16 protein-coding genes and 1 pseudogene are annotated in these 25,138 nt (G+C 39.6%); 16 read left to right on the top strand and 1 reads right to left on the bottom strand.

All coding sequences use genetic code 11. From position 1 onward, the window contains the following. Positions 1–851: pseudogene (locus ACM40_RS19825) on the bottom strand (T9SS C-terminal target domain-containing protein); the annotation flags it as partial. Between the two features lie 1,028 nt (positions 852–1,879). Between ACM40_RS19825 and ACM40_RS19815 the strand changes: the two are divergent. The 16 genes from ACM40_RS19815 (at position 1,880) to ACM40_RS19740 (ending at position 25,128) form a co-directional block, all read left to right on the top strand. Next, the gene (locus ACM40_RS19815; protein ID WP_048504490.1) at positions 1,880–2,605 is read left to right on the top strand and encodes an NUDIX hydrolase; all 726 of its coding nucleotides are present in this window, start codon (positions 1,880–1,882) and stop codon (positions 2,603–2,605) included. A 16-nt stretch (positions 2,606–2,621) separates the two neighbouring features. Next, positions 2,622–4,106, top strand: a complete 1,485-nt coding sequence (locus ACM40_RS19810) for a xylulokinase (protein ID WP_048504489.1) — start codon at positions 2,622–2,624, stop codon at positions 4,104–4,106. Positions 4,107–4,210: 104 nt separating this feature from the next. After that, positions 4,211–5,539, top strand: a complete 1,329-nt coding sequence (gene xylA, locus ACM40_RS19805; RefSeq protein WP_048504488.1) for a xylose isomerase — start codon at positions 4,211–4,213, stop codon at positions 5,537–5,539. A gap of 94 nt (positions 5,540–5,633) precedes the next feature. Beyond that, positions 5,634–8,501 carry a SusC/RagA family TonB-linked outer membrane protein gene (locus ACM40_RS19800; RefSeq protein ID WP_048504487.1) on the top strand — a complete coding sequence of 956 codons (2,868 nt, stop codon included), beginning with the start codon at positions 5,634–5,636 and terminating at the stop codon, positions 8,499–8,501. Positions 8,502–8,513: 12 nt separating this feature from the next. After that, positions 8,514–10,475 (top strand): RagB/SusD family nutrient uptake outer membrane protein, encoded by a 1,962-nt coding sequence (locus ACM40_RS19795; RefSeq protein ID WP_048504486.1) that lies wholly within the window; start codon positions 8,514–8,516, stop codon positions 10,473–10,475. An 85-nt stretch (positions 10,476–10,560) separates the two neighbouring features. Further along, on the top strand, positions 10,561–11,736 hold the full coding sequence (gene uxuA / locus ACM40_RS19790; RefSeq protein ID WP_048504485.1) for a mannonate dehydratase: 1,176 nt from the start codon (positions 10,561–10,563) through the stop codon (positions 11,734–11,736). A gap of 31 nt (positions 11,737–11,767) precedes the next feature. After that, complete coding sequence (locus ACM40_RS19785; protein WP_048504484.1) at positions 11,768–12,583, top strand: SDR family oxidoreductase; 816 nt, start codon at positions 11,768–11,770, stop codon at positions 12,581–12,583. Between the two features lie 129 nt (positions 12,584–12,712). After that, positions 12,713–14,131, top strand: coding sequence for a glucuronate isomerase (uxaC, locus tag ACM40_RS19780; RefSeq protein WP_048504483.1), 1,419 nt, complete (start codon positions 12,713–12,715; stop codon positions 14,129–14,131). Further along, complete coding sequence (locus ACM40_RS19775) at positions 14,121–15,134, top strand: sugar kinase (protein WP_228376226.1); 1,014 nt, start codon at positions 14,121–14,123, stop codon at positions 15,132–15,134. Before uxaC ends, ACM40_RS19775 begins: the two co-directional genes overlap by 11 nt. Next, positions 15,131–15,763, top strand: a complete 633-nt coding sequence (locus ACM40_RS19770) for a bifunctional 4-hydroxy-2-oxoglutarate aldolase/2-dehydro-3-deoxy-phosphogluconate aldolase (protein ID WP_048504481.1) — start codon at positions 15,131–15,133, stop codon at positions 15,761–15,763. The genes ACM40_RS19775 and ACM40_RS19770 overlap by 4 nt, the downstream gene beginning before the upstream one ends. Before the next feature lie 4 nt (positions 15,764–15,767). Beyond that, on the top strand, positions 15,768–17,042 hold the full coding sequence (locus tag ACM40_RS19765) for an MFS transporter (protein WP_048504480.1): 1,275 nt from the start codon (positions 15,768–15,770) through the stop codon (positions 17,040–17,042). A 144-nt stretch (positions 17,043–17,186) separates the two neighbouring features. After that, on the top strand, positions 17,187–18,905 hold the full coding sequence (locus ACM40_RS19760; protein ID WP_053077134.1) for a glycoside hydrolase family 43 protein: 1,719 nt from the start codon (positions 17,187–17,189) through the stop codon (positions 18,903–18,905). 85 nt (positions 18,906–18,990) lie between these two features. Then, positions 18,991–20,598: a glycoside hydrolase 43 family protein gene (locus tag ACM40_RS19755; RefSeq protein ID WP_083996908.1), complete on the top strand. Its 1,608-nt coding sequence runs from the start codon at positions 18,991–18,993 to the stop codon at positions 20,596–20,598. A 302-nt stretch (positions 20,599–20,900) separates the two neighbouring features. Then, positions 20,901–21,773 (top strand): alpha/beta hydrolase, encoded by an 873-nt coding sequence (locus ACM40_RS19750; RefSeq protein WP_048504479.1) that lies wholly within the window; start codon positions 20,901–20,903, stop codon positions 21,771–21,773. A 38-nt stretch (positions 21,774–21,811) separates the two neighbouring features. Further along, a complete protein-coding gene (locus ACM40_RS19745) occupies positions 21,812–23,194 on the top strand; it encodes a glycoside hydrolase family 43 protein (RefSeq protein WP_048504478.1) in 1,383 nt (460 codons plus the stop codon). Then, entirely contained in the window at positions 23,191–25,128 is a 1,938-nt protein-coding gene (locus ACM40_RS19740) for a glycoside hydrolase family 97 protein (protein WP_048504477.1), read from the top strand. The genes ACM40_RS19745 and ACM40_RS19740 overlap by 4 nt, the downstream gene beginning before the upstream one ends. Positions 25,129–25,138: the final 10 nt, after the last annotated feature.

The raw sequence follows: 25,138 nt of genomic DNA, 5'->3' as shown, positions 1-25,138 counted from the left end.
CCTTCTTCGTTTAGCTTAATGATCCAGTAATCTCCTTCACCAAAGTTTTCAGTTTTCTTTGATCCTCCTGTAGTGCCTTCTTCGTTTAGCTTAATGATCCAGTAATCTCCTTCACCAAAGTTTTCAGTTTTCTTTGATCCTCCTGTAGTGCTTCTTGAATAGATTCCTAACAAAGCACCTCCGTCTTTCGTAGGAATCATTTTTTCAACTTCATCAAGACCTTTTCCTCCCAATACGGATTCAGAAAATGTTTTTCCGTCTTTATCTAGCTTTATAACTAAAACATCTTTGGAGCCATAACCTTTTCTAGAGTTCTGAACGTTGCCTGCTACAAAGAATCCTAAATCTGTACTTTGAATTACAGATTTTGCTTCTTCATCTGAAGAAGACCCCAGTGTTTTTTGCCAAAGTTCATCTCCAAATTCATTCAATCTGATTAACCAAATGTCTGATCCTCCTTTCGAATTTTCTTTTTTATCAAGACCTTTTGAAGAGTAGGAGGTACCTGATACCAAAAAGCCTCCGTCTTGTGTAGAAACCGTTGCAGATAAATAATCATGGTTACCTCCTACAAAGAACTTCTCCCAAACCTCTTGACCTTGCTGATTGAGTTTTACTAAATGAAAATCGTAACCGTTGTTCTGCTTTTGGTTTGAGGTCCCTGAGGTGATTCCTGAGCTTATCGAAGGATGAATTGAGCTTCCTGTAATTAAGTATTGCTGATCTATTGTTGTGGTAACTTGGCTTAAAAAATCCTGGGTATTAGATTTAATATCTTTTTGCCAAACTACTTCCTGAGCATGGCTCAAGACTGTGCATATAGTAAATGCACTCATGTAGAGTTTTTTCATCTGTTGTTGTTTTTACTTAGCATATTTTGCAATTTAACATTTTTAATAATTTTTTAGATCCCGTTAATGAGATTTAATATGAATTTTATCACATCCTAGTGTTTTTTTCTAATTCTCTGACCTAGTGTAATGCAAATCTAGCAATGCAAAGCGACAAGACATGACGTATTAAATTTAAGATGTAATTATTTTATAAAAAGTTGGAAACAAATTGTTGATTATGAATTGTAATATTGGGCATGTAATATTTGATAAGTACTTTTTATGATTTCTTCGACTTCAATCTTTGGAATATCAGCCGAAAATGGGCCCAAATTTTAAAAACTGTTTTAATTAACTTAAATTTTAAATAATTAAACCTTTATAAACAATGCATTCATAGGGATTTTTAGGATTTAAGAATTTAAAGAAGATTAATTGAGTTTAAATCTTCTGCGGTCACTTTTTAATCAAAAGAGAATTTGTATATTATTGAAAATAAGATAATTGCATTTTCTCTTTTTTTGTTTTTATACCCTAAATGGTACCCGGAAACTACATTTTAAAATCTATTTGAATTTTATAACGGAATTAACGGGACTGCTTCAACAGATGCATTTGTTATTTTGTTACTTTTTACGAGGATAATCCGAATCCATAAATTCATTGTTTCATAAAACTTTAAGGTTAGAGTAGTAAAATTGGTAAAATAAATTGGTATTTTATGTGCTTTTTAGCAATGAAAAGTGTGTTTTTTACATTTTTTTTACAAGTAAAATGAAAAAAAAATTGATTCTTCTTATCATAATATTTATTCTGAAAATTAAAATTTTTTTTAAAGCTGATTATTATTGCAATTAATTGTGAATTCATGTTTTACGAAATAAGTAAGTGTAAAATTGATGATAACCTTATCATAATTTTTATACAATTGATATCATAAAAAATCGATATGTAAGGTGTTGATAAGCAGTAGATAATGGGGGATTTATTTTTTTTATTCAGATGAATTTTTATATTTGTAATGTTACCAAAATGTTAACAAACTAATGAATCATAACTTTATTCATACCTATGTCTCTGTAGACTGTGTTGTATTTGGATTTGACCATGAAAACCGGTTGAATATCTTATTAGTACAGCGCCATGTTGATGATATCCCGTTGGAAAAGCAGAGAAAACTGCCCGGAAGCCTTATTTTCAGTGATGAAGATGTAGACGATGCTGCACAAAGAGTACTTCATGAACTTACAGGAATAAAAAAAATGGTTCTTAAACAGTTCAGGTGCTTTGCAGATCCTATGAGAGCAAGCAATGTACACGATATAACATGGATGGATAAGGAGTACAATCATCATATAGACAGGATTATCACAGTAGCCTATCTCTCTCTTTGTAAAATAGATCATAAGATCAACAGTACAAAGTATGATACCGTAGACTGGTATCCAATAGACGAAGTGCCTGTATTGCCGTTTGATCATAATAAAATTATCAGTGAATCTCTGATTGAAATAAGGAAATGGATCGAATCCGATTTCTCTATTATTTTTGAGCTGCTTCCCAAAAGATTCACCATAAGACAGCTCTATCAGCTCTACAGTGCTTTGAGTGAAAGAAATATTGATATTAAAAATTTCCATAAAAAAATATCTTCATTCCCCTATATTGTTCCCTTGGATGAAATTCAGAAAGATGTATCTCACCGCGCAGCAAGATATTACAGATTTGATGCTAAGATTTACAAGAAAAACAATACAAAACTTATAAAATAACCCCTTTTAAAAAATTATGTACTTACTAGGCTATGACATTGGCAGTTCTTCTGTGAAAGTTTGTCTCATCGAGGCATCCAGTGGAAAAGTGATTGCTTCTGAATTTTCTCCCAAAAAAGAAATGAAAATCACTGCTATCAATCCGGGATGGGCAGAGCAAAATCCAGTTGACTGGTGGACCAATCTGAAACTGGCACACGAAGCTGTTATGCATGAATCCGGAGTACATGCTGAAGATATTAAAGGAATCGGAATTACCTGGCAGATGCATGGTCTGATCCTGGTAGATAAGGACCAGAACCTTTTAAGACCGTCCATTATCTGGTGCGACAGCCGTGCTGTGCCTTATGGAGAAAATGCTTTCAAAACGATAGGAGAAGAAAAATGCCTCTCTCATTTGTTAAATTCACCGGGAAATTTTACCGCATCAAAGCTTGCATGGGTAAAAGAAAACGAACCCGAAATTTTTGAAAAGATAGACAAAATAATGCTTCCGGGAGACTATATTGCCATGAGGCTTTCAGGACAGATAGGAATGACCATCGAGGGATTATCAGAAGGAATATTCTGGGATTTTAAGAACAACTGTATTTCAGAAGATATCATTAACCATTACGGTATTCCGAAAAGCTTTTTCCCTGAAATTGTACCCACATTTGGTATCCAGGCAACCGTTTCTAAACCAGCAGCGGAAGAATTAGGCTTAAAAGAAGGTACACCTATTTCATACAGAGCAGGAGACCAGCCCAACAATGCTCTTTCCCTTAATGTTTTCAATCCCGGAGAAATTGCCTCTACAGCAGGAACTTCCGGAGTGGTATACGGAGTTCTGGATCAGCTGGAATATGATAAGTTATCAAGGGTCAATACATTTGCCCATGTCAATTATACACCGGAACAGATCAGACTGGGCGTTTTGCTTTGTATCAACGGAACCGGTATTTTAAATTCATGGCTGAAGCATAATTTCGCAACCTCACTTTCATCTTACGGTGATATGAATGATATGGCTTCACTTTCACCTATCGGTTCAAAAGGGTTAAGCATTATACCTTTTGGAAACGGAGCAGAAAGAGTGCTTGAAAATAAAGATACAAGCTGTTCTATTCACGGAATTAATTTCAACATACATTCAAAAGGCGATATTCTTCGTGCGGCACAGGAAGGTATTGTATTCTCTTACGAATATGGAATGGATATTATGAGAAATATCGGAATGGATATCCAGGTGATCCGTGCAGGAAATGCCAACATGTTTTTAAGTTCAATTTTCCGCCAGTCGCTATCCAGTGTCAGTAATGCGGTCATTGAACTGTATGACACCGATGGGGCGGTAGGAGCAGCGAGGGCAGCCGGAATGGGAATAGGATTTTATTCAGATTCCGGGGAAGCATTTTCTTCACTTGAAAAAATAGCGGTGATAGAGCCTGAACACGAAAAGCAAGAACAATATTTAGAAGCCTATGCCAGATGGAAATATCATCTTAACGAAATAATCTAGAACAATTACAACAGCATTTTTCATCCTCTTACTGACTTTTAAGAATCAGTGAGAAGGGAGTCTCTACGCAAAAATTAAAACAAATTAAAAATAATCAAATAAATATGGACACTTTAACAGGTACAAAAGAGTTTTTTACGGGTATTGAAAAAATTAAGTTTGAAGGGAAGGAGAGCAAGAACCCGTTGGCATTCCGTTATTATGATGCGGAAAAGATCGTGATGGGAAAACCTATGAAAGACTGGACCCGATTTGCGATGGCATGGTGGCACACCCTATGTGCCAACGGAAGCGATCCGTTCGGAGGACCTACCATCCACCACCCATGGGATATCGGAAATGATCCTGTGACCAGAGCAATGCACAAAATGGATGCAGGTTTCGAATTCATGTCTAAAATGGGTTTCAGTTATTATTGCTTCCATGATATCGATCTGGTAGACCCTGCCAATAACTGGAAAGACTACGAGAAGAATATGCAGACGATTGTGGAATATGCAAAACAAAAGCAGCAGGAAACAGGAATTAAGCTTTTATGGGGAACAGCCAACGTTTTCACGCATGAAAGATACATGAACGGAGCTTCTACCAACCCTAATTTTGACGTTGTGGCCTGTGCGGGGACCCAGGTGAAAAATTCAATAGATGCTACGATTGCACTGGGAGGTGAAAATTATGTTTTCTGGGGTGGAAGAGAAGGATATATGAGCCTTTTGAACACCGATATGAAGCGTGAAAAAGATCATTTGGCCCGTTTCCTTTCCATGTCAAGAGACTACGCACGTCAGCAAGGTTTTAAAGGGACTTTCCTGATCGAACCTAAACCGATGGAGCCTACAAAGCACCAGTACGACTACGATTCAGAAACAGTAATCGGATTCCTTAGACATTACGGATTAGACAAAGACTTTAAGCTGAATATCGAAGTCAATCACGCTACATTAGCTGGTCATACATTTGAGCATGAGCTTCAGGTAGCTGTTGATGCAGGGCTTTTAGGAAGTATTGATGCCAACAGGGGAGATTACCAGAACGGCTGGGATACCGATCAGTTCCCGATTGATTATTATGACATGGTTCAGGCATGGCTTGTATTGCTTCCTGCAGGAGGTTTAGGAACGGGCGGAGTAAACTTTGATGCTAAAATCAGAAGAAATTCCATTGATGCTGAAGACTTATTCATTTCCCACATCTCAGGGATGGATGTATTCGCAAAAGGCCTTCTTGCAGCAGCGGATATCCTTGAAAATTCAGATTACAAAAAACTGAGAACAGACCGCTATGCTTCTTTTGATAACGGGAACGGAAAAGCATTCGAGAATGGAACACTTACATTGGAAGATCTTCAGAGAATCGCTCACGAAATCGGCGAACCACAGCCAAAAAGCGGAAAGCAGGAATTGTTTGAAGCCATCGTGAATATGTATATATAATAAAAAATAAAAGGCTTATAAACACTAAGGATTTTTATTCATTATAATTATTAAACAGCCTTTTATTCAACAACTAATACTAAAAATAATAATTATGAACCGATTTTATTTGAACAAGAGCAATAGAGCGGCATTATTTTTTGCAATGACTTTATTGCCTTCCGGCATAGCATATTCACAGGTTAAGAAAGATACAGTAGCTAAAGAAAATAAAATAGAAGAAGTTGTCGTAATCGGATATGGGACGCAAAAGAAAGAAGCTGTAACCGGATCTGTTGCTTCATTGAGTGGCAATGCCATAAAAGAAGTACCCTCCGCAAACATTACAGAAGCCATTCAGGGCCGTCTTCCCGGCGTTGATATTGGAAGAACTTCTACAAAACCGGGTGCTGTACAGCAGATCCGTATCAGGGGTGAACGTTCTTTAACGGGATCCAATGATCCTTTGATCGTATTAGACGGTATTCCGTTCGTTGGATCTTTGGGAGATATAAGTCCGTCAGATATCAAAACTCTGGATGTCCTTAAAGATGCTTCCGCTACGGCTATTTATGGTTCCCGTGGTGCCAACGGGGTGATCATCATAACCACCAACAGAGGAGGAAAAGGACAAAGGGCAAGATTTTCATATAATGCCTATACCGGATTTCAGACTTTGTTCTCTAAATATCCGATGATGGATGGTCCTAAACTCGAAAAATTAAGAGCTGACGCCGGCCTCTTTACAAACGGTCCGGATGAGATTAACGGGACCAATACAGACTGGCAGGATCAATATTATGGGGTAGGATTGATGATGAATCATGATGTTGCAGTTACAGGAGGAACAGAAAAAGGAGGGTATAATTTCGGAGTTGCCTATTTTCAGCAGGACGGAGTAGTACCATTGCAAAAATATAAAAGACTTTCCATTAGAGGAGCTTTGGATCAGGAAATTAATTCCTGGTTAAAGGTTGGATTTTCAACGAATTCTAATTTCTCTGTGAATGATTTTAATGGAATAAGCGGAGCGCCTGTTTTAGGGTATTCACCATTGGTCAGTCCTTATCTTGCAGACGGATCACCAAGATTAAGAACAACATTTGCAAATGTTGACCAAACCGCTTTACAAACGAGATCAATTCTGGAAGGACTGGGTGACGCTTATGCAGACCGTACCAATGCTTTCAGTTCTTATAATAATTTGTATGGGGAAATTAAAATCCCAGGGGTTGAAGGGCTTAAATACAGATTAAATGTTGGCTTGACCTACAGAAACTCAAACAGTGGCTACTATCTGGGAACAGGGGCACTCAATTATCAGCCGGCTACCTTATCTTCAGCAAGCATAGGCAATTCTCTGACTACACAGTGGGTTTTGGAAAACTTAGTGACCTACGACAGAAGTTTTGGTAAGCATAAAATTAGTGCAACAGCTTTATATTCGGCTGAGCAGACAAGGTTTAACAGCTCGTTAATTGCTGCCCGTGATGTGCCTATTGATGCTTTTCAGTATTTCAATTTAGGCCATGCCCAAGGTGAAATAACCATAGATCCTAACAACCAGGGATATTGGAGAAGAGGGCTGATGTCTTTCATGGGAAGAGCAATGTACCAATATGATAACCGTTACATGTTGACGGCAACAGTAAGATCAGATGGTGCTTCAGTATTGGCTAAAGGACACCAGTGGCATACCTATCCGGCAATTTCTGTTGGTTGGAATGTTGCGAATGAAAGTTTCCTCCGAAATTCGAAATACATCAATATGCTAAAGTTAAGAGCAGGCTTTGGTCAGACATCTAACCAGGCTGTTGCTCCATACACAACTTTTGGTAGCCTAAGTACTACACCTTACAATTTTGGAGGGACCAATGTTATAGGTAATTATGTGAGTTCAGCACCTAATGCGTCTTTAGGATGGGAATTTTCGAAAACCTGGAACTATGGTGTAGATTTTTCGATCCTGAACAAAAGAATAACAGGTACCGTAGAATATTATGTTACCAATACTGAAAAATTATTGCTGAGCAAAGGCTTACCTGCATCCAGTGGATTAGGTTCCGTGACCGAGAATGTTGGGGCGTCCCAGAATAAAGGTTTAGAAATATCCCTTAATGCAGTGGTGATTGATAATCCTGATGGTTTCAGCTGGGAAGTAGGAGGGAATTTATCTGCGAACAGAAATAAAATTACTGCGCTTGCCTCCGGAATGGATAGGAATGTAAACAATTTATGGTTTGTAGGTTATAATATTAATGCCCTGTACGATTATCAATATATTGGCCTCTGGCAGCAGGGAGATCCATATCTTAATATTCTGGAGCCACAGGTTGGTGCAGCACCGGGAATGATCAAAGTATTATACACCGGAGAATACAATGCTGATGGCACACCAAAGAGAGCAATCAATGAAGCAGATAGACAGATCATCAACACCAATCCGGATTTCATCGGTGGTTTTAATACCAGACTCGCTTATAAAAATATAGATTTAAGCATTGTAGGGGCTTTCCAGAAAGGAGGCGTACTTATCAGTTCTATTTATGGTTCCGCCGGTTACCTTAACAGACTTACAGGTAGAGGAAACAACGTTGATGTAGATTACTGGACCGAAGAAAATCCTGATGTAAGATACCCAAAACCAGGTGGATTGTTAAGTGGTGATAACCCTAAATATGCTTCAACGCTTGCTCTGTTTGATGCATCTTTTGTGAAGATCAGAACCATTACCTTAGGATATAATTTTAACAAAAACGCTCTGAGCAGTTTAGGCGTTAGCAATCTTCGTCTTTATGTTACCGTACAGAATCCATTTGTATTTGGTTCTCCTTATTACAGAGAGTCTGGTATGGATCCGGAACCGAACTCAAGAGGGAATGAAAATCAGGCTGTAAACTCATATAAAGCCAATCAGCTTATTATAGGGACCAACAACCCATCTACGAGAAATTATATGATGGGGCTAAATCTAACCTTTTAAAAATCAGAAATCATGATCAATCTAAATAAAAAATTCATTGCTGCTTTATTCCTGGCTTCAGTAGCATTTACAACTACAGGTTGTAATGAGATATTGGATGAACAACCAAGAGGGATTTATACTCCGGAAGACTTTACAACGGAAAGAGGGATATCACAAGGAGTTACCTCTTTATACAGACAGTTGAGATTGCTTTACGGAAACGGCTATTGGCTAAATGCCAATATGACCGGTACAGATGAAGCCACCTGGGGGCAGAGCGCAGACGGTAATTTTAAAGATCTTGATATGACGGGTGGTGCAGGCAGCATCAATTCCAATACCTTTCCTACAAGTATGGTATGGGGATCCGTATTCTCGTCGATAAATACTGCAAATGGAATTATTCAGAACGGATCCGGGGCTGGTATAGCAGAATCACTGATTTCGGAAGCAAGATTTTTCCGTTCGTTCTATTATTTTCTGTTAGTGCAGACCTATGGAGGCGTACCTCTTGATCTTGGGTCCGGCGAATTGGCTTTCAATATCAATCCGAAAACAACTTCAGTTAGAAATACTGTGACGGAAGTTTACACAAAGGCAATCTTCCCGGATTTAGTTAAAGCTGTTGAAAATCTTCCTGCTAGCCCGAGGGTGAAAGGCGGAGTGACCAAAAATGTAGCCCGTTTATACTTGGCAAAGGCCTATTTGACTTATGGATGGTGGCTGCAAAATCCTAACAGCATCCCGACATACCCTGACACTCCTCGTACAGATCCGGATGGTCACAACGCACAATGGTATTTTCAGCAGGCTTATGATGTTGCTTTAGCCGCCATTAATAATCCCGGACCTTATGCATTGCAGCCCACTTACTATGATGTTAATTTAGGATCAAATGATCGTAATAGCGAATGTATGCTGTATGCAGACCATACGGAAACCAGTGCCTATTTCAACGAAGGCGTAATTCAGGCAAGTTATGGGGATGGATGGTCACCGAATAATTTCGCATCCTGGATGCTGACGTGGAATTATACCAATCTTAAAAGCAGTACTTCTCCAACAACATGGACACCAGCAAGCTCTGTACAGCGTGCAGCTTTCCAGCCATTGGGAAGACCTTGGGTGAGAATGGCTCCTACCATCGAAGTCATTAAAAATACATTCTCAGATAAAACCAATGATTCAAGATATGACGGAACATTTACAACCGTATACCGTGGTAACTGGGATAAAGAAGGAACCGGGCTTACCAATGTAGGGACACTTTATAATGCCAATAACCTTCCGATACAGCCTAATGCTCCGGTTCTGAGCTTTTTAAATGATGATTCTCAAACTCCTTCATATCCAACCAACGCAGGTCAAAGCGGAATAGGTGCCGGGACATTGCCTGGAAGAGCTGACTGGGTGGTTGCCCCGAACGGAATCAGCAGAATTGTGTATCCCGGAATCTGGAAAATTGGCCCTTACAGAACAGACAACGGAAATGGACTAGGATATCCGAACCCGAGTCTTACGCGACCTTTCTATGCAGCAAAATTCTCCGAGCTGTATTTTATTGCAGCAGAAGCAGCTGTAAAAGGAGCATCTGGTGCAGTATCTGCCAGAGATTTAATTAACGTGATCCGTGCAAGAGCAGGAAAATGGCGTTGGGATAATAACGGAAATGTAACAAAAATACAGGATAACAGTGCGGCTATGATTGCGGCAACACCATCAACTATAACAATCGATTACATCTTAGCAGAAAGATCCAGGGAATATTTTGGCGAAGGCTACAGATGGTATGATTTGGTAAGAACCCAAACCTGGGCAGAAAAGGCAGCATCATATTCCATTGGTGGAGCAAATTATGGAAACCATACGCCACAAACCGTTACCAGGACAATACAACCTTTCCATTATTTGAGACCTATCCCTCAGGGACAGCTGGATGCTATGGAAGTATCTGCAGATATTAAAGCAAAATATCAGAATCCTGGATACTAATTTAAATTTTATTCGACATTCATATCAGTAACAGAGTAGGTGTGAAAGCACCTGCTTTGTTTAACTGAATTAAATTTTAAAAATTATGGAAAAAACCTGGCGCTGGTTTGGCAAAAAAGACAAAATAAAACTGAGCACACTTCGTCAGATCGGAGTAGAAGGAATTGTTTCCGCCCTGCATGATATCCCAAACGGAGAAATCTGGAATCTGGAGGCCATCAATGATTATAAAAACTATATAGAAAGCCACGGACTTCGCTGGTCTGTTGTTGAAAGTCTTCCCGTGAGCGAAGCCATCAAATACGGAGGTGAAGACCGTGACTCTTTAATAGAAAACTATATCACAAGCCTTGAAAATCTGGGTAAAACAGGAGTTACAACAGTTTGCTACAACTTTATGCCTGTCCTCGACTGGGCAAGAACCGATCTCTTTCATGAATGGGAAGACGGCTCATCATCACTTTATTTTGACAAGGCCAAGTTTGCCTACTTCGAAATTCATATTCTTAAAAGAGAAGGAGCAGAAAACGATTATACCGCAGAGATTCTTCAGAAAGTAGAAGAATTAAAAAATACCTTAACGCAAAAAGATAATAATGAGCTGATAGACTCAGTCATTGTAAAAACACAGGGATTTGTGAACGGAAATATCAAAGAAGGCGAATCAAATCCTGTAGAAAAGTTCAAAAGGTTATTGGCATTGTATCATGGAATCGATAAAGACAGACTTCGTGAGAACATGAGATATTTCCTTGAAAAAATAATGCCTGTCTGCGAAAAATGGAATATCCAGATGTGTGTACATCCCGATGATCCACCTTTTTCATTGCTGGGATTACCAAGAATAGTAACCAATGAAGAAGATATCGACTGGCTTCTGAAAGCAGTTGATAACCCTCACAACGGATTGACGTTCTGCGCCGGATCTTTAAGCGCTAATCTTCAGAATGATGTTCCGGAACTGGCACAGAAGTTTGCCCACAGAACCAAATTCGTTCACCTGAGAAGCACAAATGTCTTTGAAAACGGTGATTTTATCGAGGCTCATCATCTTGGGGGAAGAGGTAAGCTCATTGAAGTAATCCGTGTCTTCGAAAAAGAAACCCCCGATCTTCCTATGAGAATTGACCACGGAAGACTTTTAGCAGAAGATATTGACAAAGGGTATAATCCCGGCTATTCATTTTTAGGAAGAATGCTGGCATTAGGCCAGATCGAAGGAGTAATGGCAGCAGTCCAGTCAGAATTACAGAAAAATTAATCTGCGTTTGTAATAAAATAGTAAAAAGTAAATGAAAGACCTGTTTAGTATTAAAAACAAAGTAGCAGTCATTACAGGGGCTTCAGGTGTTTTAGGAGGCAGCCTTGCGAAAAGTTTTATAGAAGCCGGAGCAAAAGTTGTCGCACTGGGAAGAAACCAGGAAACACTGGATGCCCGTGTAAAAGAACTGACAGATTTAGGAGGAGATGCACTTGCTTTAGAAGCCAATGTGATGGATATTAAAAGCCTTGAAGCTGCTTCTGTGAAAATAAAAGAAAAATATGGCAGTATTGATATTCTGCTCAATATAGCCGGCGGAAATATTCCGGCAGCAACCTTATCTCCGGAACAGTCTTTTTTTGATATGGATATGAAGGGATGGGCAGAGGTTACCGACCTTAATATCAACGGAACTGTTCACCCGAGCTATGTTTTCGGAAAGATAATGGCTGAGCAGGGAAGTGGAAACATTATTAATATTTCTTCCATGGCAGCGTATTCAGCAATTACAAGAGTAGCCGGATATTCTGCCGCCAAATCCGCAATTACCAATTTTACCCAATGGCTTGCATCTGACCTGGCATTGAAATTCGGAGATAAAATACGGGTAAATGCCGTGGCACCAGGGTTTTTCATCGGGGATCAGAACCGTTCTATTCTCCTGAATCCGGATGGGAGTTTGACGGACAGAAGTAAAAAAGTAATGGCTAAAACACCCATGCAGAGATTTGGGGAAGTGGAAGAGCTGAACGGTGTTGTACAGTTTCTATGTTCGGATGCAGCAAGCTTTATCACAGGAGCACTGATTCCTGTTGACGGAGGCTTCAGTGCCTTTAGCGGAGTATAAAAATAATTTCTTCATATGCAGTGAGCAGGGCCTTAATGGTTTCATTCATGGCCCTGTTTTTAAAAATGCAGACTTTCATAAATCAGAATACTTAAAGAGAATAAAAATCCAGGATTGTAAAAGTATATAATGAGTAATTCCATTAAAAATAAAGAAGTTTTCGGAGAATCTTTTCTGCTGGAATCAGCAAAGGCGGAAAACCTGTATTTCGGCTATGCTAAAGACATGCCGGTAATAGATTATCATAATCATCTTGAGCCGGACGTTATTTCTGCCAATCAGAATTTCCGATCTCCGACGGCTATCTGGCTGGATGGCGATCATTACAAATGGAGAGCCATGAGAAATTTTGGCATTGATGAACAGTTTATTTCCGGAAAAGTTTCAGACCAGGAAAAATTCAGGAAATGGGCAGAAGTAGTGCCTTACACCCTTCGTAATCCCTTATTTCACTGGACTCATCTGGAACTCAAAAAACCTTTTGGAATCAGCGAATACCTGTCACCGGAAAACGCAGATGCTGTGTACCATCAGATGGATGAAAGTCTTCAGACATCCGCTTTTTTACCCCAATCCATCATTAAAAATTTTAAGGTAGAAGCTTTATGCACTACGGATGACCCTGCTGATGATCTGATTCATCATAAGGCTTTAAAAAACAGCAGCTTTAAAACGGCTGTTCTTCCGGCTTTCCGCCCTGATTCCTATATTAATATGATTAATCCTGAACAATATCTTTCAGGAATCAGGAAACTTGAAAAGGTCTGCGGATTTTCAATCACCTCTGTTTCCGATCTGTTGAATGCGCTTCAGTCCAGAATCCATTATTTTGCGGAAGCAGGAGCAAAAGTTGCCGATCACGGCTTTGAATATTTCCCGGATACTACAAAATGGAATCATAACCTTGAAAAAGAGTTTTCTGAATTTCTGAAGGGCAATCTTGCATCATTTTCTGATCCGGAAGCGCTTTCAGGCTATTTATTGAAAGAGCTTTGCAAAATGTATGCAGAAAAAGGCTGGGTACAGCAGTTTCATGTAGGAGCAACCAGAAACAACAATTCTGAAATGCTCAGAAAAATGGGTACCAATGCAGGGTATGATGCCATTGGTGAACCATATTATGCACAGCGGTTGAGCATTTTGCTTGATGCACTGAATACAGAAGGAAAACTGGCCAAAACCATTATTTACAATCTGAACCCGGCATTTAACGAAGTTCTTGCATCCCTTGCCGGAAATTTCAATGAGGGCAGGATCAAATCCAAAGTACAGTTTGGAGCAGCCTGGTGGTTTCTCGATCAGCTCGACGGGATGACCAAACAGATGAATACACTTTCTAATATTGGTCTCATCAGCACTTTTGTAGGGATGTTGACCGATTCCCGGAGCCTGCTGTCATTCTCAAGACATGATTATTTCAGAAGGCTTTTGTGCAATCTGTTCGGAAGTGAAATGGAAAGAGGTCTTCTTCCTGACGATGAAAGATGGGTAGGAAAGATCATTCAGGATATCTGTTATCACAATACAAAAAATTATTTTGAACTCTAATACCATGCAGGATTCAGCTAAAATACTATGTTTTGGGGAACTGCTTCTCCATTTTGCTCCGGATTCCGAAGGAAACTGGCTCAATGAGCAGTCTATGAAGATTTACGTGGGCGGTGCTGAATACAATGTAGCGGCAGCACTTTCCCAATGGAAGAATTCTGTGAAATTATTATCAGCTTTACCTGAGAATTTTGTAGGAAACCAGCTGGAATTTCAACTTAAAAATAAAGGAATAGAGGTCCTTGCAGAAAAAACTCAGGGAAGAATAGGAACTTTTTATCTTTCTTCGGATGGCGATATGCAGAATGCTTCAGTGGTTTACGACCGATTTCCGTCTGTTTTTACCCAATCGGATTTTGAAACGTTCAGTGATGATGAAATATTTTCAGGAGTAAAATGGCTGCATATCAGTACCATCACACCGGCTCTGAGTGAAAATGCATTCCGGAAATGTTTACATATCATGAAAGAAGCCAGAAACAGAGATATTACAGTATCTCTCGATCTGAATTACAGGGCATTGCTTTGGCAGAATCAGAATCCTCATATAATCAGAGAACTGATGCCTTTTGTCAATGTCCTTATGGGAAATATCTGGTCTGTTGAGCAGTTCCTGAATATTCCCGTCGAATATGAGCTTAACGGAAATTTTGATGACGAAAATCTTCTGAGACAGGCCGAAAAAACAGCTTTGGAAATTAGGAAACAGTTCCCGGATGTAGAAAAAATTGCCAATACATTCCGCTTCACAAACGGGGAAAAGGTCAATTATTTTGCCACCTTATTTACTGATGAGCAGCTTCTGGTTTCAGAAAAATATAATTCAGATAAAATTGAAGAAAGGGTAGGAAGCGGTGATTCTTTCATGGCCGCTCTAATTCATGGAATTTTAAAGGGAAATCCTGATCAGCAGATCCTTGAGGATGCTACAAAAGTTGCTTTTAAAAAGCTTTTTGTAAAGGGAGATACCATTGATGACAGCATTAATATCGAAAAATTATGAGTGAAATACTACAAAAAATAAAAGACCAGAAAATCGTTCCGTTATTCTATAACGAATCGTTTGAAGTCTCAAAAAATATCATAAAAGCTTTATACGAAGCAGGGATCCGTGTGATAGAATATACCAACCGAGGTCATCAGGCACTGGAAAATTTCACTAAGCTGAAAGAAATTTTCCATACAGAATTTCCTGGTCTTTTGCTAGGAATAGGAACCGTAAAAAACGTACAGGAAATGGATGATTATGCTCAAGTAAATGCAGATTTCATCATTACACCGGTCATCAGTGAAGCATTGGTACAGCATGCTCTCGAAAAAAATATCCTTCTGATTCCGGGTTGTTTTACCCCTACTGATATCAATATTGCCTATCAGAACGGTTTAAAACTGGTTAAAATATTCCCGGCTGATGCTTTAGGAAAGAACTATATCAAATCGGTACAGCCTGTTTTCCCGGGAATGAATTTCATGCCCACCGGAGGAATCAATGCAGAATTTGAAGATATTATGGATTGGCTTAATGGCGGAGCCATAGCAGCAGGGTTGGGAAGCTCACTCATCGGAAAAGATGTTAATGAAGAAGAACTGACTCTGAAAACAACAAATTTACTACAACAACTTAATCAATAACTCAATGCAGGCTCCTAAAAACCGCAATATAAGATGGTGGATGCTGTCTCTCGTTTTTCTTGCCACTACGATCAATTATCTTGACCGTCAGGTAATGGGCTTGCTGAAACCTGTTCTGGAAAAAGAATTCAGCTGGGACGAAAAAGATTACAGCTACATCGTAATGGCCTTTACAACCACTTATGCCATCGGTTATATGGCGATGGGAAGGTTTATAGACAGGGTGGGAACCAAAATCGGGTATGCTGTTTCCCTTATTGTATGGAGTCTTGCTTCTATAGGGCATGGTTTTGTAAAAAGTACCATTGGGTTTATCATTGCGAGAAGCACTTTGGGCATCAGTGAGGCCGGAAACTTTCCTGCCGCCATAAAATCAGTCGCTGAATGGTTTCCGAAAAAAGAAAGAGCATTGGCAACAGGGATTTTCAATTCTGGGGCAACTGTGGGAGCTATTTTAGCACCGCTGCTGGTTCCGTTCATTCTGGGACATTACGGCTGGAGGCAGACTTTTGTATGGATCGGTGCTTTAGGCATGGTTTGGATTATTCTTTGGTGGAAATTCTACACCATACCGGAAAAAACAAAAAAACTCAGCAAGGAAGAGCTGCAATATATAAAAAGTGATCAGGATAAAAAAAACCAGGAAAAAACCAAAGTTCCTTTATCGGAATTACTCAAATATAAAGTAACATGGGCATTCGCTATCGGTAAAATATTAACCGATCCTATCTGGTATTTCTTCATGTTCTGGTTACCGGCGTATTTCTCAGATGTGTTCAAAATGGATTTAACAAAACCTTCCATTCCTTTGATCATTATTTACAGTGGAACTACAATCGGAAGTATTGGCGGAGGCTATCTTTCATCATTCCTGATCAGAAAAGGCTGGGCGATCGGAAGAGCCAGAAGCTTTACGATGTTGCTGTTTGCTCTGATGGTGGTTCCGGTCATGTTCTCAAAATACGTAGATAATATGTGGGTGATTACCCTTATTATTGCCCTTGCCACAGCGGCACATCAGGGGTGGGGAGCCAATCTTATGACCACGGTCGGAGATCATCTGCCTAATCATTATGTAAGCTCTGTGATAGGATTTGGCGGTATGTTGGGTTCAGCGGCAGGAATTATTTTTCCGCTTTTTATAGGAATCATTCTCGATGCCTTTAAAAAATCAGGAAATATTAACGGTGGCTACAACATCATATTTTTCATAGCCGGGATATCGTACGTTACAGCCTGGGGATTGATTAAAATAATCAACCGGAAGAAAACCGTTTAAAAAATTAGTGCTTTTTGCTGAGTGTAACGCCTTTGCGAACCTTAAAAAAGAAGTCAAAAAACTTGCTGACTCAGCGTTAAAAAAGTTATAAAAAATAACAGATACCAAAGAATGAATATTAAAAAACTATAAAAAAGAATAACAATGAAACAGAATATAATGAATTTAGCTTTTCTCAGGAATAAAACCCATGTCATTGCAGCAGCAGCTTTGCTATCAGTGACTTCTATTTCTGCCCAGACATTTTCAGACTTTACTTACCATGGAAACGATAAAATATATAATGACAACCCTCTTAAACCGGACGAGTTCTATTCCCCGATTCTTCAGGGCTGTTACCCCGATCCCAGCATTACCAGAAAAGGGGAAGATTATTACCTAGTAAATTCTTCATTTTCAATGTTTCCGGGAGTCCCGATTTTCACTTCTAAAGATCTGGTGAACTGGAAGCAGGTAGGGCACGTTCTCGACAGACCTTCTCAGCTTAAGGTGGAAAAAGGAGGTGTGTCGCAGGGGATCTATGCGCCTGATATCAAATACAATAAACACAACGACACCTTTTATATGATCACTACCCAGATTGCGGGTGGTATCGGAAATATGGTTGTAAAAACCAAAGATCCGGCAAAAGGATGGAGCGAAGTTCAGAAGCTGAATTTTGATGGTATTGATCCTGCTATTTTCTTTGATGATGATGGAAAAGCTTACATTGTTCATAACGATGCGCCACCAAAAGGAACCGAGCAATACAACGGACACCGCGTTATTAAAATGTGGGATTACGATCTGGAAAAAGATCAGGTTGTCGCAGGTTCAGACAGAATTATCGTAAACGGTGGAGTCGACCTTTCTCAAAAACCAATCTGGATTGAAGGTCCGCATTTGTACAAATACAAAGGGAAATATTACCTGATGTGTGCAGAAGGCGGAACAGGAGGCAACCATAGTGAAGTGATTTTTATGGCAGATTCTCCTAAGGGACCGTTTGTTCCCGCTAAAAATAATCCAATTCTTACGCAAAGATATTTTCCCAGAGACAGAAAGGAAAAAGTGGATTGGGCAGGTCACGCAGATTTGGTGGAAGGTCCGAACGGGCAATGGTATGGCGTATTTTTAGCAATTCGTCCGAATGTAAACAACCGTGTTACCAAAGGCCGTGAAACTTTCATTCTTCCTGTAGACTGGAGCGGAACGTATCCTGTATTCCAAAATGGCCTTGTTCCGATGAAACCAAAATTGAAAATGCCACAAGGCGTTCAGAATCAAACTGGACAAAACGGATTTTTTCCGAACGGAAACTTTACCTATAACGATAAATTAACCGATAAAAATCTTGATTTCCGATGGATTGCGATGCGCGGACCACGTGAGAATTTCATTACTGCCACAAAAAATGGCGTAAAAGTGAATCCTATGGAGACTAATATCAAAGCGTTGGCTCCAGTTTCGGCATTATTCCACAGATTGCAGCACGAAGATTTTGAAACCTCTGTAACCTTGGATTTTAAACCTAAATCAGAAAAAGAGCTGGCAGGAATTACCTGCTATCAAAGTGAAACATTCAATTATGTTTTTGGAATCACAAAAAAGGATAAAGATTTCTACATCGTATTGGAAAGAACAGAAAAAGGAGAATCAAAACTGATCGCCAGCGAGAAGATTTCATTATCCAAGCCGGTTAAACTACAGGTGGTAGCAGATAAAGATGAATATAGCTTTAATTATTCTGTGGATGGTAAGAGTTATAAAAATCTTGGAGGATCCGTTTCCGGAGATATACTTTCTACGGATATAGCTGGAGGTTTTACAGGAAGCCTCATAGGTTTGTACAGCACCTCTTCCAATGATATCGTTCCGAATTAAGTCAGTATCAGCAATGTCACACTGAGCTTGTCGAAGTGTTTCCTTTTAAAATTAAAAAAAGTAAAACCAAACATCACTGTACATTTTGAAAATCAAAAAATCTTATATAGTTTCTTTATTGGGGTTTATCGGGCTGAATCTTCTCTCAGCCCAGGTAAATCCTTCCGGAAAACAGGGCACAGCGTTTACCAATCCCATTATTTGGGCAGATGCACCGGATTTATCCATTACCAGAAACGGAAGTGATTTTTACCTGATCAGTACCACCATGCATCTGATGCCCGGAGCTCCCGTAATGCATTCCAAAGATCTGGTCCATTGGGAAATGTCCGGATATGTTTTTGATACCCTGAATGACAATTCAAAATATGATTTATTGAACGGAACCGTTTACGGCAGAGGCCAATGGGCTTCTTCAATTCGCTACCATAAAGGGAAATACTACGTTTTATTCTCTCCGAATGATGAACCTTTCAAATCTTATTTCTACGTGACTGATCATCCGGAAAAAGGAAAATGGAAACTCATCACAAGAACACTGCATTTTCACGATGCTTCACTGTTTTTTGATGATGATGACAGAACATATGTTTTCACTTCCAACAAAGTTTTTGAACTAAGCCCTGATTTTAAGAAAGTTATCGGAAATCCGGATGGAACTGAGGTATTCCAGAAAGATGCTTCGGAAACCGGACTTCTTGAAGGAAACCAGATCATCAAAAGAAACGGAAAATATTATATGATGATGATTTCCTGGCCGAAAAACGGGAAACGCCGTCAGGTCGTCTACAGAGCAGATAAAGTGACAGGTCCTTACGAGAAAAAAGTAGTTCTGGAAGACAATTTTTTAGGATTCTCCTATGCAGGTCAGGGCGCTTTGATAGATGATGAAAACGGGAATTGGTATTCTCTTATTTTCCAGGACAGAAACGGCGTGGGGCGTGTTCCGCTATTGCTGCCTGTTCAGTGGCAAAACGACTGGCCGGTGTTGGGAGATAATGGGAAAGTTCCCTTGAAAGGAGAAATTCCGCTTCCGCCATTCAAAGCGAAAAATCATCTGGTAGAAAGTGATGAATTTTCCGGTAAAAAAATGAAAATCCAGTGGCAATGGAATCATAATCCGGTAAATGAAGCGTGGTCCTTGTCCGAAAGAAAAGGATTTCTGAGACTGAAAACCAGCAGAGTGGTAGACAATCTTTACGCAGCACCCAATACTTTGACCCAAAGAATGGAAGGCCCAACTTCGTCAGCAGTTGTCGCGATGGATCTCAAAGGAATGAAAGATGGAGACGTTGCAGGCTTCAGTGCTTTCAACGGTGATTCCGGGATCTTGTCAATAGTGAAGGAAGGTCAAGAAAAATTCATTGTTTTTTCAACCAATGAAGTAAGCCTGGACAATAAGACAAAAGCAATTACAGGGGTTAAAAAAGAAGAGAAAAAGCGGATTCCTCTCAATTCAGATAAGGTTTTCCTTCGTATCGATGCCAATTTTAACCTTGGGAAAGATCTGGCAGACTTTTATTACAGCACCGATCAGAAGAACTGGACAGAGATGGCAAAAGACTACAAAATGATCTTTGATTACCGGAGATTTTTTATGGGATCAAAATTCGCGGTTTTTAATTATGCCACTAAAAATACCGGAGGCTTCGTAGATGTGGATTTTTTCAGAGTCAATGAAGCCGGAGAATGAAAAGTCACAAAAATTAGCAGGGAAAAGTCTGCTGTAAATAGGTAAAATAAATGTTAAGTTGTTTAAGCTTTACAAAAGCCACAAAAGCTTTCATTTTAAAACACTTTAGTTCACCTAAGTAAGTTTAAAATGATTCTGCAGAAAAGTTCACATAAGATGAAAATCAAAGATTTTCCCAAAACTTAAGTGTTTAAAACTTTTGTGCCTTTTGTGGTTAAAATAATGAATATAAAAGTTTAAACAGCTTCGTTATTATTTTTTTATTCAAAATAATAAGTGTTAAAACTACAAATAAAAAAATCATGAATAAGTCAGTTGTATTAGCATTAGGTTTCATGCTGCCAGGAGTTTTTATTGCTGCACAGGCGTTTGAGAAAAAAGTACCGCAGGATTTTGATACTGAGAAAAAAGAAATTCCACACGGAAAAATTGATACTATACAGTATTCTTCAGCAACGGTTGGAACTACGCGTAAAGCCTTGGTATATACCCCTCCCGGATTTAAAAAAGGTATTCATTATCCTGTTTTATATCTTCTTCACGGCATTGGAGGTGATGAAAAAGAATGGTTCAGAAACGGAACTCCCCAAATTATTTTGGATAATCTGTATGCCAAAGGAAAATTGAGTCCAATGATTGTTGTACTGCCCAACGGACGGGCCATGAAAGATGACAGGGCAACCGGCGATGTTATGGCAAAAGATAAAGTAGAGGCTTTTGCAACCTTTGAAAAAGATCTGTTGAATGATCTGATTCCCTTTGTGGAAAAAAAATATCCGGTTAAAAAAGACAGAAATGACAGGGCTATTGCCGGGCTTTCCATGGGTGGCGGACAGACCCTGAATTTCGGATTGGGAAATATTGACAGGTTCGGCTGGGTAGGAGCTTTTTCCGCTGCTCCGAATACCAAAGAGCCTCAGCAGCTTCTTCCGGATCCATCCAAAGCTAAGGAATTAAAGCTTCTCTGGATTTCATGCGGAGATCAGGACAGGTTGATGCCTTTCAGCAAAAGAACAAGCGACTATCTTACAGAAAATAAAATTCCGCATATTTTTTATGTAGAGCCGGGCGGTCATGATTTCAAAGTATGGAAAAATGATCTGTATCTGTTTTCGCAGCTGCTTTTCAAACCTGTAAACCAGGAAGATCTTAACCTTATTCTAAAGTCAGAATAAATATGAGGTTGAAGTTTTAAATTCAAATTTACGATTCTATGAATATCCGTACAATACATATCAGTTTAATTACGCTAATAGGGTTTTCTGCAATGGGATTTGCCCAGAATCCTATTGTTCAGACCAATTATACCGCAGACCCTGCACCGATGGTTTACAATGATAGATTGTATGTGTATACCACACATGATGAAGACGATTCTACGTGGTTCACCATGAACGACTGGAAAGTATATTCCACGAATGATATGGTGAACTGGACAGATCACGGAAAGATTCTCTCGTATAAAGATTTTGATTGGACAAAGCGTGATGCCTGGGCTGCACAATGCATAGAAAGAAATGGAAAGTTTTTTATGTACGTTCCGATGTGGTCCAAAACCAATAACAAGGGTGCTATCGGCGTTGCCGTTGGTGACAGTCCGTTTGGCCCTTTCCATGATCCGCTGGGAAAACCTCTCGTTCAGAGCGAATGGGGAGATATCGATCCTACGGTTTTTGTGGATGATGACGGACAGGCTTATATATATTGGGGAAATCCTAAGCTTAAATATGTAAAACTCAATGAGGATATGATTTCCTATTCCGGAAATATTGTAGAAGTTCCGATGACCGAAGAATCATTTGGCAAAAGAGATGGGCAACCCAATCCGGAAAGACCTTCAAAATACGAGGAAGGGCCGTGGCTGTACAAAAGGAAAAACCTGTATTATCTTTTCTGGCCGGGCGGTCCGCTTCCTGAATTCATAGGATATTCTACAGGTAAAACAGCACAGGGACCCTGGAAGTATGGAGGAATTGTGATGGCCACTGAAGGAAAATCATTTACCAATCATCCCGGTGTTATCGATTTCCGGGGAAAAACCTATTTCTTTTATCACAACGGAGCATTGCCGGGCGGAAGCGGGTTTACAAGATCGGTAAGTCTGGAAGAGCTTACTTTCAATAAAGACGGTTCCATTTCGCCGTTTAAAATGACCAACGGAATTACAAAAGCTATTGCAGCAGTTAATCCTTACTCATTCAATCAAGCTGAAATGATAGCATGGTCAGAAAATGTTAAATCTTATCAGAATACAGCAGCCGGTGTTTTCATCAAAGCAAAGAAAAATGGCGCTTATACCAGCGTGAAAAATGTGGATTTCCGAAAAAAAGGGGCCAGTGTTTTCTCCGCAAGGGTAGGAACCACCCATAACAGTGAGGTAACAATGACCATTCATCTAGATGCTGTGAACGGCCCGGTTGCCGCAACGGTAAAGGTTCCGATGACGGGTGGGGATGACCGCTGGGAAACGGTAAAAGTTCAGATTGCTGGAAAGATTACCGGTGTTCATGATCTGTATTTTGTATTCAATGGAAAAGCCTCCACAGATATTATGTACTTCGATTACTGGACCTTTCTTGAAAATAATGAGTTATGAGAAAAAAAGTTTTATATATCGTATTCAGCTTCCTTCTGATCAGCAAGAGTTTTGCACAGGTAGCGGAAGTTTCAAGTCCTGATGGTCAATTAAAGCTTCATGTTTTTTCAGAAGATGGAAAAGCAATGTATAATGTGATCCTTCAGGGAAAAACAATGTTTGAAAAATCTCCTTTGGGATTGATAACCAATGAATCCGATTTTTCAAAGGGTCTGAAATTTACCGACAGCCAAAAAGATGCAGTTTCTAAGAAATACACGAACGGAAAAATCAAAAAATCTGAAGTTAATTATAACGCCAACACCTTAACGGTTCATTTCACCAATGCAGACCAGCATCAAATAGGCATTGAATTTCAGGTGAGCAACAACAATATTGCTTTCCGGTACAATATTCCACCGATGAAAGAAAGGCTGAGCGTGGTGGTACAGTCGGAAACTACTGGTTACAGATTCCCGTCACAGACCACTACTTTTCTTTCACCCATGATGAAACCCATGACAGGTTTTGCACGCACGGCACCAAGCTATGAAAGCGGTTATAAAGCTGATGCAGAACTGGGAATGCCATCTGATTACGGCTACGTTTTCCCTGGTCTTTTCCATATCGGAAATGGGGGCTGGGTATTAGTTTCCGAGACAGGAGTGAACAGTATGTATTGTGCCTCGCATCTTGAAACCACAGCAGAAAAAAGCCTTTACAAAATAGCTTATCCGAACATTGCTGAAAATAATGGTTTTGGAAGTACCGGAGCAGCAGTGTCACTTCCAGGAAAAACACCGTGGAGAACCATTACGGTGGGTAGTTCATTGAAGCCCATCGTAGAAACCACCATCCCTTTTGATGTAGTAGATCCGATGTATGAGCCTTCACAGGATTATCAGTTCGGGAAATCTACCTGGAGCTGGATTCTCTGGCAGGACAAAAGTATGAACTATGATGATCAGGTGAAATTCATAGATCTTGCTGCAGCACTGAAATATCAGTTTATTCTTATGGATGCGCTTTGGGATAAAAATATAGGTAAGGACCGTATGAAAGAACTTATTCAATATGCAAAATCCAGAAATGTAGGAGTATTGCTTTGGTACAATTCCAACGGAGCAGCCAATGATGCACCCATGGGACCAAGAAATAAAATGAGCTCATCCGTTGAGCGTAAAAAGGAAATGAAATGGCTGAAAGAAACAGGAGTAAAAGGTCTGAAAGTGGATTTCTTCGGAGGAGACAAACAGGAAACCATGCGTCTTTATGAAGATATTCTGTCAGATGCCAATGATTATGGATTAACGATTATTTTCCATGGAGCTACTGTACCGAGAGGCTGGGAAGTAATGTATCCGAATTATGCAGGAAGCGAAGCCGTTCTTGCCTCAGAAATGCTCTATTTTTCAGAAGATGTACGTAAGCAGGAAGCTTTTTTTGCCACACTTCATCCTTTCATCAGAAATACGGTGGGAAGTATGGAATTCGGAGGAACTTTTCTCAATAAATACTTAACGGAATCCAATAGGGATAAAAATAAAAGACATACCACGGATGGCTTTCAGCTGGCTACAGCAGTACTGTTTCAGAACCCGGTTCAGATGTTTGCTGTAATGCCGAATAATCTTACCGATGCACCGGAATTTCAGCTCAACTTCATGAAAGAAGTTCCGACACTCTGGGATGAAACGGTTTTTATCGAAGGCTATCCCGGGAAATATGCAGTGGTTGCGAGAAGACATGCAGATCATTGGTATGTAGCTGGTGTAAATGCTGAGAAACAATCCCAAAAACTGAAAATAAAGCTTCCGATGTTGGCCGGGAAGACCGTAAAACTTATCAATGATGATGCAAAAGGAAACACTTCAGAGAAAGAAGTAAAAGTAAGCGTAAAAGGAGATTTCAGCATTGAAATGCAGCCGCAGGGAGGTTTTGTTATGAAAAATTAACCGGAGTAAA

This window comes from Chryseobacterium sp. BLS98 (genome assembly GCF_001045445.1).
Taxonomy (GTDB): Bacteria; Bacteroidota; Bacteroidia; order Flavobacteriales; family Weeksellaceae; genus Chryseobacterium.
Note: the sequence above shows the minus strand (reverse complement) of the source record. Positions and strands in the feature narration are given on the sequence as shown.

Excerpts from the sequence above, each read along its gene's own strand:
- uxuA (WP_048504485.1), top strand. The coding sequence starts at position 10,561 with ATGGAAAAAACCTGGCGCTGGTTTGGCAAAAAAGACAAAATAAAACTG.
- ACM40_RS19785 (WP_048504484.1), top strand. The coding sequence starts at position 11,768 with ATGAAAGACCTGTTTAGTATTAAAAACAAAGTAGCAGTCATTACAGGG.
- ACM40_RS19745 (WP_048504478.1), top strand. The coding sequence starts at position 21,812 with ATGAATATCCGTACAATACATATCAGTTTAATTACGCTAATAGGGTTT.
- xylA (WP_048504488.1), top strand. The coding sequence starts at position 4,211 with ATGGACACTTTAACAGGTACAAAAGAGTTTTTTACGGGTATTGAAAAA.
- ACM40_RS19810 (WP_048504489.1), top strand. The coding sequence starts at position 2,622 with ATGTACTTACTAGGCTATGACATTGGCAGTTCTTCTGTGAAAGTTTGT.
- ACM40_RS19760 (WP_053077134.1), top strand. The coding sequence starts at position 17,187 with ATGAAACAGAATATAATGAATTTAGCTTTTCTCAGGAATAAAACCCAT.
- ACM40_RS19750 (WP_048504479.1), top strand. The coding sequence starts at position 20,901 with ATGAATAAGTCAGTTGTATTAGCATTAGGTTTCATGCTGCCAGGAGTT.
- ACM40_RS19765 (WP_048504480.1), top strand. The coding sequence starts at position 15,768 with ATGCAGGCTCCTAAAAACCGCAATATAAGATGGTGGATGCTGTCTCTC.
- ACM40_RS19740 (WP_048504477.1), top strand. The coding sequence starts at position 23,191 with ATGAGAAAAAAAGTTTTATATATCGTATTCAGCTTCCTTCTGATCAGC.
- ACM40_RS19800 (WP_048504487.1), top strand. The coding sequence starts at position 5,634 with ATGAACCGATTTTATTTGAACAAGAGCAATAGAGCGGCATTATTTTTT.
- ACM40_RS19795 (WP_048504486.1), top strand. The coding sequence starts at position 8,514 with ATGATCAATCTAAATAAAAAATTCATTGCTGCTTTATTCCTGGCTTCA.
- ACM40_RS19815 (WP_048504490.1), top strand. The coding sequence starts at position 1,880 with ATGAATCATAACTTTATTCATACCTATGTCTCTGTAGACTGTGTTGTA.
- uxaC (WP_048504483.1), top strand. The coding sequence starts at position 12,713 with ATGAGTAATTCCATTAAAAATAAAGAAGTTTTCGGAGAATCTTTTCTG.
- ACM40_RS19770 (WP_048504481.1), top strand. The coding sequence starts at position 15,131 with ATGAGTGAAATACTACAAAAAATAAAAGACCAGAAAATCGTTCCGTTA.